Origin of the sequence: Streptomyces sp. NPDC051909 (assembly GCF_040681095.1) — a bacterium.
Lineage (GTDB): Bacteria > Actinomycetota > Actinomycetes > Streptomycetales > Streptomycetaceae > Streptomyces.
Genome location: NZ_JBFAYA010000003.1, coordinates 164,833 through 177,878 on the forward strand (window position 1 = coordinate 164,833; position 13,046 = coordinate 177,878).

The following is a 13,046-nucleotide window of genomic DNA, read 5'->3' on the forward strand; positions in this document are numbered from 1 at the left end:
ACCAGGGCCTCACGGGCCCGCGCCCGGCGCCCCGCCGCGCGGGATCCGAACCGCCCCGCTTCGCGTCCGGAAACGAACAGGCCACTCGCCGAAAAGAACCCTGCGTGACCTTGCTCACGCAGAGTGCCGACCGGCGAGTGGCCTGTCTGCGTGCCGTGTCCGAAAACCGGCGGTTACACCCCGCCTTTGTGTCCCGATTCGCTCGCCCCCGTACGAATCATTCCCCTGCATGACTATCGAACGCACCGTATTCATGATCGGCCCCGGACGACGACCGCGATTGCTTCCGTCCAGTAACACCGACGCCGCCCACTACGCTTTCGCGAGTACTCCGCCGCACCCACCGCGTGCCCCGGCGCCCACCCAAGTCGCCGCGTACACAGGACCGATCGCACCCCCATCCCGGCCCGATCGCCACCGCCCCGACCGGGCGGCCGACGGAGTGCCCGAAAGCCGCTGTACCACTGCCGGCCGTCACCCCGTGCCGGATGAGGAGAACGTCCCTGATGAACCGCAAGACCCTGGTGCTGCCCACCGTGGCCGCCCTGCTCACCCCCCTGCTCGCCGGCTGCGGCGGAGGGGACGACAGCGGAGCGATCGTCGTCGGCACCACGGACCAGTTCGTCGCCACCGAGGACGCCCCCGCCCCGCTCGACCCGGCCTTCGCCTACGACACCGGCGCCTGGAACATCCTGCGCCAGACCGTGCAGACCCTGATGCACGCGCCCCGCGGCGGCGGCGCCCCGGTCCCCGAGGCCGCCCAGAGCTGCGGCTTCTCCGACAAGGAGAGCGAGAGCTTCCGCTGCAAGCTGCGCGAGGACCTCACCTTCGCCGACGGCACCCCGATCACCGCCGCGGACGTCAAGTTCTCCGTCGAGCGCGTGCTCGCCATCAAGTCCGACAACGGCACGTCCGCGCTGCTCTCCAACATCGACACCGTGGAGACCCAGGGCGCCCTCGAGGTGATCTTCCACCTCAAGACGCCCGACGCCACCTTCCCGTACAAGCTCTCCACCCCCGTCGCCGGCATCCTCAGCAAGGCCAAGTACGACGGCAAGGCACTGCGCGAGGGCTTCGACGTGGACGGCTCCGGCCCGTACACCCTGAAGACCGAGGTCTCCGGCGACACGGTGACCAAGTTCGTCTTCTCCAAGAACCCGAAGTACAAGGGCGACATCAGCCTGCGCAACGACAAGGTCGAACTGCGCTCCTTCGCCGACGCCGGCGCCATGGACAAGGCGCTGCGCGCCGACGACATCGACATGGCCGCCCGCGCCATGTCGCAGCCGCAGATCAAGGAACTCACCGAGCAGCCCCAGGACGGCATCAACCTCACCGAGGTCCCCGGCCTGGAGATCCGCTACCTCGGCTTCAACACCAAGGCCCCGGCCGTCAAGGAGAAGGCCGTCCGCCAGGCCATGGCCTCCGTCGTCGACCGCGGCAAGCTGATCGACCAGGTCTACGGCCCCACCGCCCAGCCGCTGTACTCGCTGATCCCCTCCAGCGTCACCGGCCACGCCACCTCGTTCATCGACACCTACGGCGAGCCCGACGCCACGAAGGCCGCCAAACTGCTGCGCGACGCCGGCGTCAGGACGCCCGTACCGGTCACCCTGAACTACACCACCGACCACTACGGCACCGAGACGGCCCGGGAGTTCGAGACGCTGCGCGCCCAGCTCAACGCCTCCAAGCTCTTCGACGCCAAGATCCAGGGCACCGAGTGGTCCAAGTTCCGCCCCGCCCAGAAGCGCGGCGACTACGCCGTCTACGGCCTCGGCTGGTTCCCCGACTACCCGGACCCGGACAACTACATCGCGCCGTTCCTGGACAGCGACAACTTCCTCAACACCCCCTACGTCAACCAGTCCGTCCGTGACCGGCTGATCCCGCAGTCGCGCCGCCAGGCCGACCGCACCGCCGCGACCCCGGTCTTCGAGCAGATCCAGAAGATCGTCGCCAAGGACGTCCCGGTGCTGCCGCTGTGGCAGGGCAAGCAGTACGTCGCCGCCCGCGACGACGTCACCGGCGTCGAGTGGGCGCTGAACACCTCCTCCGACCTGCTCCTGTGGGAGCTGGGCCGCGGCACCGCCTGACCCTTCGTTGTACCGGCCGCGCACTGCCCGCGCGGCCGGCCTGGCAAGAGAGCAAGAGGCAAGTTCTGTGAAGGCACACAACAAGTGGCTGACCGCCCCGCTCGCCGCGGGCCTCGCCGCGACCCTGCTCAGCGGCTGCGGCACCGAACAGGGCGGTGACTCCGGCGAGGCCGGGACCACCGTCCGGGTCGGCATGTCGGACGAGATCGTCGCGACCGACCCGGCCGCCGGCTACGACCCCGGTTCCTGGCTGCTGTTCAACAACGTCTTCCAGTCCCTGCTCGCCTTCCCCAAGGGCGGCTCCGAGCCCGAGCCCGACGCCGCCGACGAGTGCGCCTTCTCCGGCGGCAGCAAGGTCTACACCTGCACCCTGCGCGAGGGCCTGAAGTTCTCCAACGGCAACCCGCTCACCTCGGAGGATGTCAAGTTCTCCTTCGAGCGCGCCCTGAAGATCGCCGACCCCAACGGCCCGGCTCCGCTGCTCTCCTCGATCGCCTCCATCGAGGCCCCCGACGCCAAGACCGTCGTCTTCAAGCTGAAGGTCGCCGACGCCACCTTCCCCAGCAAGATCGCCTCGGGCGCCGGCTCCATCGTCGACCATCGCGAGTACCCGGCCGACGCGCTGCGCACCGACGGCAAGGCGGTCGGCTCCGGCCCGTACAAGCTCGACTCCTTCAGCGAGACCGAGGCCGTCTTCACCGCCAACACCGGCTACCAGGGCACCGCCAAGCGGAAGAACGGCGGCGTCACGCTCAAGCTCTACCGCGGCGACCGCGAGGCCCTGTCCAAGGCCCTCTCCGGCGGTGACGTCGACGTCGCCTACCGAGGCCTCTCCGCCGACGACATCGCCGCCCTGGAGAACGCCCAGACCGACGCCGACGGCATCCAGGTCGTCCAGGGCTCCAGCGCCGAGGTCCAGCACCTGGTCTTCAACGTCAAGGACCCGGTCGCCGGCAAGCTCGGCGTCCGCAAGGCCATCGCCCACCTCGTCGACCGCGAGGCGCTCGTCCAGAACGTCTACAAGTCGACCGCGACGCCGCTGTACTCCATCGTCCCGGCCGGCATCGCCGGACACGCCACCTCCTTCTTCGACACCTACGGCGAGCCCGACAAGGCCAAGGCGAAGCAGGCGCTGCGCAAGGACGGCATCACCGGCAAGGTCGAGCTCACCCTCTGGTCCACCCCGAACCGCTTCGGCCCCTCCACCGACCAGATGATGGAGGCCATAGCCGGCCAGCTCAACGCCAGCGGCCTGTTCGACGCCAAGGTGCAGTCGGTCGCCGACTACGAGCAGTACGAGAAGGACATCGACGCCGGCAAGTACGGCGTGTACGTCCGCGGCTGGGTCCCCGACTACCCGGACGCCGACAACTTCACCTCCCCGTTCTTCGGCGACGACAACGTCCTCGGCAACCGCTACAAGAACGCCCTGATCACCGGCGAGCTGCTGCCGGCCGTCGCCGCCTCGCCCGACCGGTCCCAGACCGGCTCCACCTACAACAAGGTCCAGGACCTCGTCGCCGACGAGCTCCCGCTGCTGCCGCTGTGGCAGGGCAAGCAGTACGCCGTCGCCCGCGAGGGCGTCACCGGCCTCGAATGGACCCTGGACGCCTCCACCGTCTTCCGCTTCTGGGAGATCAAGAAGGGCTGAGCAGGCGCCCCGATACGGGAAAGGGCCCGGCGCGCGACACGCGCGCCGGGCCCTTCGCCGTACCGGACAGGGCGGTCACTGCGCGCCGGGACGCACCAGACCGCTCTCGTACGCGTACACCGCCGCCTGCACCCGGTCCCGCAGGCCCAGCTTGGTCAGCACATGCCCGACATGGGTCTTCACCGTCGTCTCGCTGACGAACAGATCCGCCGCGATCTCCGCGTTCGACAGCCCCCGCGCCACCAGCTTCAGCACCTCGACCTCGCGGTCGGTCAGCGTGTTCAGGGTGTCCGGCACCTGCTCCTCGCCCGAGGGCAGATGCGCCGAGTACTTGTCGAGCAGCCGCCTGGTGATCGACGGGGCCAGCATCGCCTCGCCCGCCGCCACCACCCGGATCGCCTGCACCAGCTCGGTCGCCGGGGCGTCCTTCAGGAGGAAGCCGCTCGCCCCCGCCTTCAGCGCCTCCACCACGTACTCGTCGAGGTCGAAGGTGGTCAGCACCAGCACCTTCGCCGGGCCGTCGCGGCCCGGGCCGGTGATCTGCCGGGTCGCCTCCACCCCGTCCATCCGCGGCATCCGGATGTCCATCAGCACCACATCGGGCTGCAACGCCCGCACCTGGTCCAGGGCCTGGAGACCGTCCCCGGCCTCACCCACCACCGCGATGTCCTGCTCGGCCTCCAGGATCATCCGGAAACCGGTGCGCAGCAGCGGCTGGTCGTCGACCAGTAGGACGCGGATAGCCACGGACAACTCCTTCACGGGGCGGGCTGGACCTGATCCATTCTGCCCTGGGTCTACTCGGCCGACTCCGCCGGGCGCGCGGGCACCACCGGCAGCGGATACACCGGGGGAGTGCCGCCGAACTCCGGGCACACCGCCTGGTGGTCGCACCAGCCGCACAGCTTCGTCGGCCGGGGACGCCAGTCACCCGACTCCGTCGCCAGCCGGATCGCCTCCCACAGCGCGTGCAGCTTGCGCTCCACCCGCAGCAGATCGGCCTCCACCGGGTCGTACGTCAAAACGTCGCCGCTGCCCAGATACACCAGCTGCAGCCGGCGCGGCACCACGTTCTTCAGCCGCCAGACCACCAGCGCGTAGAACTTCATCTGGAACAGCGCGCCCTCGCTGTACTCGGGGCGGGGCGCCTTGCCCGTCTTGTAGTCGACGATCCGCACCTCACCCGTCGGCGCCACGTCCACCCGGTCGATCACCCCGCGCAGCCGCAGCCCCGAGGCCAGCTCCGTCTCCACGAACAGCTCACGCTCGGCCGGCTCCAGACGCGTCGGATCCTCCAGCGTGAACCACCGCTCGACCAGCGACTCCGCCTCCATGAGCCACTGCGCGAGCCGCTCGCCCTCCGCGTCCCCCTCGAACAGCTCGCCCAGCTCCGGCCGCGAGGCAAGCAGCCGGTCCCACTGCCCCGGCACCAGCGCCTTCGCGCGCGGCGCCGTCCGCTCCACCGCCGGCGCGTCGAACAGCCGCTCAAGGACCGCGTGCACCAGCGTCCCCCGGGTCGCCGCCGCACTCGGCTTCTCCGGCAGCCGGTCGATCACCCGGAACCGGTAGAGCAGGGGGCACTGCATGAAGTCGCTCGCCCGCGACGGCGACAACGACATCGGGGCCCGTGCCTCCACCGCCGCCACGGGCGGCTGCTCGCTCGTACTCATGACACAGACCCTACGGCCCGCCACCGACAGCGAGCACCGCTCCACCCTGATCCCGTCCACAGGCGCGCGCGGAATACCATCGACGCGGGACCCGTCGCGCTGCATGATCGAACCGTGACCGAGTGCGCGGGCCCGACGGCCCGGCGACGAAAGGAACCCGTGAACCAGGACGAGTCCAAGCCGCAGCGGACCGAGGAGCCGGGCGGCGGCATCCTGATGGGCCGCCCCTTCGGCGTGCCCGTCTACGTCGCGCCCAGCTGGTTCCTGGTCGCCGCCCTCATCACCTGGGTCTTCGGCGACCAGATCGAACGCGTCCTGCCCGAACTCGGCGCGGCCCGCTACCTGGTCTCCCTGTTCTTCGCCATCGCCTTCTACGCCTCCGTGCTCGTCCACGAACTGGCGCACACCCTCGCCGCGCTCCGCTTCAAGCTCCCCGTGCGCCGCATCCAGCTCCAGTTCTTCGGCGGCGTCTCCGAGATCGACAAGGAGACCGAGACCCCCGGCCGCGAGTTCGTCCTCGCCTTCGTCGGCCCCCTGCTCTCCCTCGTCCTCGCCGGCGTCTTCTACGCCAGCCTGTACGCCGTCGAGCCCGGCACCGTCCCCGCCGTACTGCTCGGCGGACTGATGATCTCCAACCTGATCGTCGCGATCTTCAACCTGCTGCCCGGCCTCCCCCTCGACGGCGGCCGGATGTTCCGCGCCGTCGTCTGGAAGCTCACCGGCAACGCCATGACCGGCACCGTCGCCGCCGCCTGGGTCGGCCGCGCGCTCGCCGTCACCGTCCTCATCGGACTGCCCCTGCTCACCCGCACCGGCCTCCTCGGCAACTCCACCGACGACATCAGCGGCTTCACCACCGTCACCGACGCCCTGCTCGCCGCGATCCTCGCCGCCATCATCTGGACCGGCGCCGGAAACAGCCTGCGCATGGCCCGGCTCCGCGAACACCTCCCCGAACTGCGCGCCCGCACCCTCACCCGCCGCGCCATCCCCGTCGAGACCGCCACCCCGCTCTCCGAGGCACTGCGCCGCGCCAACGAGGCCGGCGCCCGCGCCCTCGTCGTCGTCGACGGCCAGGGCGCCCCCACCGGCATCGTCCGCGAGACCGCCATCGCCTCCGTCCCCCAGCACCGCCGCCCCTGGGTCGCCGTCAGCGCCCTCGCCCAGGACCTCGCCGACGGCATGCGCGTCCCCGCCGACCTCGCCGGCCAGCCCCTCCTCGACCACCTCCGCGCCAGCCCCGCCACCGAATACCTGGTCGTCGAGGACGGCGGCGAGATCTACGGAGTGCTCTCGACCGCCGACGTGGAGCGGGCCTTCGTCAAGGCCATGGCACGCCCTTCTTCGTAGGCTCGGTTCGCCTCCGGGGCGCTGCAGCCGCTGTCGACGGTCGACCGTGCTCGACTGCTCGTTCCTCGCAGCCTCCGCGCGCTCTTCCTTTCGACAGCGTCGCGCCCCTTCGGCTCACTCGCCCTCGGGGCGAGACGGCAAAGGGCCTGCCACGCCCTTGATAGGGTGCTCACATGTCCGAACCGACCGGTGCCGCCCGCCGTCGCGGGCCCTTCAAGGTCGGGGACCAGGTCCAGCTCACCGACCCCAAGGGACGCCACTACACGTTCACGCTCGAGGCCGGGAAGAACTTCCACACCCACAAGGGTTCCTTCCCGCACGACGAGCTGATCGGTGCTCCCGAGGGCAGTGTTGTCCGTACCACGGGAAACGTCGCCTACCTGGCGCTGCGCCCCCTGCTCCCCGACTACGTCCTGTCCATGCCCCGCGGCGCCGCCGTGGTCTACCCCAAGGACGCGGGGCAGATCCTGGCCTTCGCCGACATCTTCGCCGGCGCCCGCGTCGTCGAGGCGGGCGTGGGCTCCGGCTCGCTCAGCGCCTTCCTGCTGCGCGCCATCGGGGACAGCGGCATGCTGCACTCCTACGAGCGCCGCGAGGACTTCGCCGAGATCGCCAAGGGCAACGTCGAGCGCTACTTCGGCGGCCCGCACCCCGCGTGGCAGCTGACCGTCGGCGACCTCCAGGACAACCTGTCCGACACCGAGGTCGACCGCGTCATCCTCGACATGCTCGCCCCCTGGGAGTGCCTGGAGGCCGTCTCCAAGGCCCTCGTCCCCGGCGGCATCCTGTGCTGCTACGTGGCCACCACCACGCAGCTCGCCCGCACCGTGGAGTCCATCCGCGAGTTCGGCTGCTACGCCGAGCCGCAGCCCTGGGAGTCCATGATCCGCAACTGGCACGTCGAGGGTCTGGCCGTGCGCCCCGACCACCGCATGATCGGCCACACCGGATTCCTGGTCACCGCCCGCCGGCTCGCCGACGGCGTGGAGCCCCCGATGCGCCGCCGCCGCCCCGCCAAGGGCGCCTACGGCGAGGACTACGAGGGCCCCAACAAGGGCTGACGCCCAGGGGCTGACGCCCCGACAACGCGCGCGTGCCGCCGTCGAGTTCCCGCCCCAGAGCGCCGGAACCGACGGCGGCACCTTCATGCGCGGCACCCGACCGCGCACGCGACCGCGGACACCCCCCGGCCCGCGGCGGCCCGTCCGCACCCCGCCTGTTCCGCCCTCCTGTGACGTGTGGCACGATGCCCGTCACCGTACGAACTCCTTCCGCACCACCTCACAGGAGACGCCCCGCGTGCAGACCTCCGCCGTCCCGGACCTCGCGCACACCCACGCCCGGCCGGTGCACTGGCTGGCCACCGCCGCCGCCATGGCCGGAGTCGTCGCCCTCGCCGGACTGCTGCAGCCCGACCCGGCCGGCGCGACCGCCGCGCCCCCCGCACCGCTGCCCGCCCCCGACGCCGCGACGGCCCACTACCCCCTCGAATGCGGGGGAGCCCCCAGCACCGTCGCCCAGCAGGCCAGCGGCGACCTCGACGGCGACGGAAACCCCGAGACCGTCGCAGTCGTACACTGCGAAGCCGGCTCCGGTACGCCGCCGAGCGGCATCTACGTCCTCACCCGCGGCAAGGGCGCCGACGCCCCCGCCGCCCGCGTGGTGGCGACCCTCGTCGAGCCCTCGCAACTGAAGAACGTCGGCGACTTCGCCGTACGCGACGGAGCCGTCCACGCGACCCTGCTCGGCTACTCCTCCCCGGACGTCCCGAGCTGCTGCCCCGACGAGCGCGAGCAGGTGAAGTGGCGCTGGCGCGGCGGCGCCTTCGTACGCAGCACCCAGGACACCGCCCAGGACGCGGCCCGCGCCGTCTGACCGGCCAGGCCGCCCGCCCCCGGGGAGCGGTCCGTCACCAGACGGTCACTCCGCGTCGGGACCGTACACCTCGACGCCGTCGGCGGCCCGCCGCACATGAATGCAGTCGCCCGGACACTCCTTCGCGGAGTCCACCACGTCCTGCAGCAACGGCAGCGGAACCGGCGTCGTCGCACCCGGCTCCTGAAGCAGTTCGTCGTCCGCGCTCTTCACATAAGCGAGCCCGTCGATGTCGAGTTCGAAGACCTCCGGGGCGTACTGCGCGCAGATTCCGTCCCCCGTGCACAGGTCCTGATCGATCCAGACCTCCAGCGCCTCCTGGGCGCCCGTGGCGAGGGCCTCCTGCTGCACGGTCATGTCGCCTGCCGTTTCTGCGTCGATTCTCTAAGTCCGGTCACGCCTGACGGGTGTTGACCACCCACGACGATACAACCGGGCGCTTTTGCAATGACCGCCGGTGGGTATTCCCCTGGCGTGAGGGGAAGCGCAAGGGTGAAGATCGGACACACCTCGGAGTCTTTTTGATCTAGGGGTTTCAATCATCACCCACCCAGGTAGGGTCAGGAAGCGTCCAGCTCCCCTTGGAGGAGGTGAGGACCGTGGCAGCCCACGACGACGACATCAACCGCGGCATCCGGCCCGGGCGGGGGTCTGACGACCCCGCCGGTCAGGTTGCCTATCTCGAGCAGGAAATCGCCGTCCTGCGCCGCAAGCTCGCCGACTCTCCGCGTCACACGAGGATTCTCGAGGAGCGGATCGTCGAGCTGCAGACGAACCTGGCCGGCGTGTCCGCTCAGAACGAGCGGCTCGCCAACACCCTCCGTGAGGCCCGCGACCAGATCGTGGCCCTCAAGGAGGAGGTCGACCGGCTCGCACAGCCGCCGGCCGGCTTCGGTGTCTTCCTGCAGGCCAACGAGGACGACACCTGCGACATCTTCACCGGGGGCCGCAAGCTCCGGGTGAACGTCAGCCCCGGCGTCGAGCTCGACGAGCTCAGGCGGGGCCAGGAAGTCATGCTCAACGAGGCGCTCAACGTGGTCCAGGCCATGGAATTCGAGCGCGCCGGGGACATCGTCACCCTCAAGGAGATCCTCGAGGACGGCGAGCGCGCCCTGGTCATCGGACACACCGACGAGGAGCGGGTGGTCCGGCTCGCCGAACCGCTCCTCGACATCACCATCCGCCCCGGCGACGCCCTGCTCCTGGAGCCCCGCTCGGGATACGTCTACGAAGTCGTCCCCAAGAGCGAGGTCGAGGAACTCGTCCTCGAAGAGGTCCCGGACGTCGACTACGACAAGATCGGCGGTCTGGGCAACCAGATCGAGCTGATCCGCGACGCCGTCGAGCTCCCCTACCTCTACCCGGACCTCTTCAAGGAGCACGAACTGCGGCCCCCGAAGGGCATCCTGCTCTACGGCCCGCCCGGCTGCGGCAAGACGCTGATCGCGAAGGCCGTCGCCAACTCCCTTGCCAAGAAGGTCGCCGAGGTGACCGGACAGCCCGCCGGGAAGTCCTACTTCCTCAACATCAAGGGCCCCGAACTCCTCAACAAGTACGTCGGCGAGACCGAGCGGCACATCCGCCTCGTCTTCCAGCGTGCCCGCGAGAAGGCGAGCGAGGGCACCCCCGTCATCGTCTTCTTCGACGAGATGGAATCCCTCTTCCGCACCCGCGGATCCGGAGTCAGCTCGGACGTGGAGAACACCATCGTCCCGCAGCTGCTCGCCGAGATCGACGGCGTGGAAGGCCTGGAGAACGTCATCGTCATCGGCGCCTCCAACCGCGAGGACATGATCGACCCCGCCATCCTGCGGCCCGGCCGGCTCGACGTGAAGATCAAGATCGAGCGCCCGGACGCGGAAGCGGCCAAGGACATCTTCGCCAAGTACCTCACCTCCACCCTCCCGCTGCACTCCGACGACCTCGCCGAGCACAGCGGATCCAAGGAGGCCGCCGCCCACGCGATGATCCAGTCCGTGGTCGAGCAGATGTACGCGGAATCCGAGGAGAACCGCTTCCTCGAGGTCACGTACGCCAACGGCGACAAGGAAGTCCTCTACTTCAAGGACTTCAACTCCGGCGCGATGATCCAGAACATCGTCGACCGGGCCAAGAAGATGGCCATCAAGGCATTCCTCGACCACGACCAGAAGGGCATCCGCGTCTCCCACCTCCTCCAGGCCTGCGTGGACGAGTTCAAGGAGAACGAGGACCTGCCCAACACCACCAACCCGGACGACTGGGCCCGCATCTCCGGAAAGAAGGGCGAGCGGATCGTCTTCATCCGCACCCTCGTCACCGGAAAGCAGGGCGCGGACACCGGCCGCTCCATCGACACGGTGGCCAACACCGGTCAGTACCTGTAGGGACGCGCACCGGCTGCGGATGTCCGGAATTCCGGCATCCGCAGCCGTCGTTTTCCACTCACCGAATCGCATTCGATCTCCCCGACGACGCGCGGCCGCTCTAGGCTCGTGGGTACCGCCGAATCACGCACCGTGCGGGGAGCGGCGCCGGGCAAGGAGGGCCGCATGACCGTACGGCGAGTAATGGGCATCGAGACGGAGTACGGGATCTCCGTCCCCGGGCACCCCAACGCCAATGCCATGCTCACCTCGTCCCAGATCGTCAACGCCTACGCGGCGGCGATGCACCGGGCGCGCCGCGCCCGCTGGGACTTCGAGGAGGAGAATCCGCTGCGGGACGCCCGCGGCTTCGACCTCGCCCGCGAGGCCGCCGACTCCAGCCAGCTCACCGACGAGGACATCGGCCTCGCCAACGTCATCCTCACCAACGGCGCCCGGCTCTACGTGGACCACGCCCACCCCGAGTACAGCGCCCCCGAGGTCACCAACCCCCGCGACGCCGTCCTGTGGGACAAGGCCGGCGAGCGGATCATGGCCGAGGCCGCCGAGCGGGCCGCCCAGCTCCCCGGCGCCCAGCCGATCCACCTCTACAAGAACAACACCGACAACAAGGGCGCGTCCTACGGCACGCACGAGAACTACCTGATGAAGCGGGAGACCCCCTTCTCGGACATCGTGCGCCACCTCACGCCCTTCTTCGTCTCCCGGCAGGTCGTCACCGGCGCCGGCCGCGTCGGCATCGGCCAGGACGGCCGCGACGACGGCTTCCAGATCAGCCAGCGAGCCGACTACTTCGAGGTCGAGGTCGGCCTGGAGACCACCCTCAAGCGCCCCATCATCAACACCCGCGACGAACCGCACGCGGACGCCGAGAAGTACCGGCGGCTGCACGTGATCATCGGGGACGCCAACCTCTCCGAGATCTCCACGTACCTCAAGCTGGGGACCACCGCGCTGGTGCTCTCCATGATCGAGGACTCCTTCATCACCGTCGACCTCGCCGTCGACCAGCCCGTGCGCACCCTGCACCAGGTCTCCCACGACCCGACCCTGGAATACCTGGTCACGCTGCGCAGCGGCCGGACACTCACCGCCGTCCAGCTCCAGATGGAGTACTTCGAGCTGGCCAGGAAGTACGTGGACGAGCGCTACGGCTCGGACGCCGACGAGCAGACCAAGGACGTGCTCACGCGCTGGGAGGACACCCTCAACCGGCTCGAGAACGATCCGATGAGCCTGGCCGGCGAGCTGGACTGGATCGCCAAGCGGGAGCTCATGGAGGGCTACCGCCGGCGCGACGGCCTGGACTGGGACGCGGCCCGGCTGCACCTGGTGGACCTCCAGTACGCGGACGTGCGCCCCGAGAAGGGCCTGTACAACCGTCTGGTGGCCCGTGGACGCATGAAGCGCCTGCTGGACGAGACCGAGGTGGTACGGGCCGAGACGAGCCCTCCGGAGGACACCAGGGCCTACTTCCGCGGCCGCTGCCTGGAGCAGTACGCGGACGACGTGGCCGCGGCCTCCTGGGACTCGGTCATCTTCGACCTCCCCGGCCGTGACTCCCTCCAGCGAGTCCCGACCCTGGAACCCCTCCGGGGTACCCGGAACCACGTCAAGGAACTCCTGGACCGGTGCCGCACGGCCGAGGAACTGGTCCGCGTGCTTTCCGGCACCGAGCGCGGCTGAAATGCCCGGGCGCTGGGAATCATGAGACCAGTGCCCGGTCGTTGTGAAAACTGCGGGGCCGATGTCAGTCCCGGCTTGTAGGGTCGGATCTTGTACAGACCCACACGAGCGGGCAGATTCGAGCGGGGTGAGGTTTATGGCGACCAAGGACACCGGCGGCGGACAGCAGAAGGCGACGCGTTCCACCGAGGAGGTCGAGGAGACCACGGCGGAGGCGAGCTCCGACCTCAAGGAACGCCAGGAGAAGCTTTCGGACGACGTGGATTCCGTTCTGGACGAAATCGACGACGTCTTGGAGGAGAACGCTGAGGATTTCGTTCGAAGCTTCGTGCAAAAGGGTGGCGAGTGAGGG

The 13,046-nt window shown here is 69.6% G+C and carries 11 protein-coding genes; 8 read left to right on the plus strand and 3 right to left on the minus strand.

All coding sequences use genetic code 11. The features are described from left to right. The first annotated feature begins 506 nt into the window (after window positions 1-506). Complete coding sequence (locus AB0M18_RS06255; protein WP_365755639.1) at window positions 507-2,096, plus strand: ABC transporter substrate-binding protein; 1,590 nt, start codon at window positions 507-509, stop codon at window positions 2,094-2,096. A 67-nt stretch (window positions 2,097-2,163) separates the two neighbouring features. After that, window positions 2,164-3,747, plus strand: coding sequence for an ABC transporter substrate-binding protein (locus tag AB0M18_RS06260; RefSeq protein ID WP_365755640.1), 1,584 nt, complete (start codon window positions 2,164-2,166; stop codon window positions 3,745-3,747). Window positions 3,748-3,822: 75 nt separating this feature from the next. Here AB0M18_RS06260 and AB0M18_RS06265 read toward each other — a convergent pair whose 3' ends face one another. Both AB0M18_RS06265 and AB0M18_RS06270 read right to left on the minus strand, forming a co-directional pair. Beyond that, on the minus strand, window positions 3,823-4,494 hold the full coding sequence (locus AB0M18_RS06265; protein ID WP_265865528.1) for a response regulator transcription factor: 672 nt from the start codon (window positions 4,492-4,494) through the stop codon (window positions 3,823-3,825). Window positions 4,495-4,544: 50 nt separating this feature from the next. Next, on the minus strand, window positions 4,545-5,417 hold the full coding sequence (locus tag AB0M18_RS06270) for a PD-(D/E)XK nuclease family protein (RefSeq protein WP_365755641.1): 873 nt from the start codon (window positions 5,415-5,417) through the stop codon (window positions 4,545-4,547). 159 nt (window positions 5,418-5,576) lie between these two features. Here AB0M18_RS06270 and AB0M18_RS06275 point away from each other — a divergent pair, with 159 nt between their 5' ends. The 3 genes from AB0M18_RS06275 (at window position 5,577) to AB0M18_RS06285 (ending at window position 8,642) form a co-directional block, all read left to right on the plus strand. Next, complete coding sequence (locus tag AB0M18_RS06275) at window positions 5,577-6,767, plus strand: site-2 protease family protein (protein WP_365755642.1); 1,191 nt, start codon at window positions 5,577-5,579, stop codon at window positions 6,765-6,767. 173 nt (window positions 6,768-6,940) lie between these two features. Beyond that, window positions 6,941-7,828 (plus strand): tRNA (adenine-N1)-methyltransferase, encoded by an 888-nt coding sequence (locus AB0M18_RS06280; protein WP_365755643.1) that lies wholly within the window; start codon window positions 6,941-6,943, stop codon window positions 7,826-7,828. Between the two features lie 238 nt (window positions 7,829-8,066). Further along, window positions 8,067-8,642: a hypothetical protein gene (locus AB0M18_RS06285; RefSeq protein ID WP_365755644.1), complete on the plus strand. Its 576-nt coding sequence runs from the start codon at window positions 8,067-8,069 to the stop codon at window positions 8,640-8,642. A gap of 45 nt (window positions 8,643-8,687) precedes the next feature. On the opposite strand, the gene AB0M18_RS06290 is transcribed toward AB0M18_RS06285, so the two are convergent. Next, on the minus strand, window positions 8,688-8,999 hold the full coding sequence (locus AB0M18_RS06290; RefSeq protein WP_365755645.1) for a ferredoxin: 312 nt from the start codon (window positions 8,997-8,999) through the stop codon (window positions 8,688-8,690). A gap of 242 nt (window positions 9,000-9,241) precedes the next feature. Here AB0M18_RS06290 and arc point away from each other — a divergent pair, with 242 nt between their 5' ends. From arc to AB0M18_RS06305, 3 genes are all read left to right on the plus strand, one after another. Continuing rightward, the gene (gene arc, locus AB0M18_RS06295; RefSeq protein ID WP_365755646.1) at window positions 9,242-11,008 is read left to right on the plus strand and encodes a proteasome ATPase; all 1,767 of its coding nucleotides are present in this window, start codon (window positions 9,242-9,244) and stop codon (window positions 11,006-11,008) included. Between the two features lie 165 nt (window positions 11,009-11,173). Then, entirely contained in the window at window positions 11,174-12,694 is a 1,521-nt protein-coding gene (gene dop, locus AB0M18_RS06300) for a depupylase/deamidase Dop (RefSeq protein WP_365755647.1), read from the plus strand. Window positions 12,695-12,830: 136 nt separating this feature from the next. After that, window positions 12,831-13,043 (plus strand): ubiquitin-like protein Pup, encoded by a 213-nt coding sequence (locus AB0M18_RS06305; RefSeq protein ID WP_030759619.1) that lies wholly within the window; start codon window positions 12,831-12,833, stop codon window positions 13,041-13,043. The last annotated feature ends 3 nt before the right edge of the window (window positions 13,044-13,046 follow it).

Excerpts from the sequence above, each read along its gene's own strand:
- AB0M18_RS06255 (WP_365755639.1), top strand. The coding sequence starts at position 507 with ATGAACCGCAAGACCCTGGTGCTGCCCACCGTGGCCGCCCTGCTCACC.
- AB0M18_RS06270 (WP_365755641.1), bottom strand. The coding sequence starts at position 5,417 with ATGAGTACGAGCGAGCAGCCGCCCGTGGCGGCGGTGGAGGCACGGGCC.
- AB0M18_RS06280 (WP_365755643.1), top strand. The coding sequence starts at position 6,941 with ATGTCCGAACCGACCGGTGCCGCCCGCCGTCGCGGGCCCTTCAAGGTC.
- AB0M18_RS06290 (WP_365755645.1), bottom strand. The coding sequence starts at position 8,999 with ATGACCGTGCAGCAGGAGGCCCTCGCCACGGGCGCCCAGGAGGCGCTG.
- dop (WP_365755647.1), top strand. The coding sequence starts at position 11,174 with ATGACCGTACGGCGAGTAATGGGCATCGAGACGGAGTACGGGATCTCC.
- AB0M18_RS06305 (WP_030759619.1), top strand. The coding sequence starts at position 12,831 with ATGGCGACCAAGGACACCGGCGGCGGACAGCAGAAGGCGACGCGTTCC.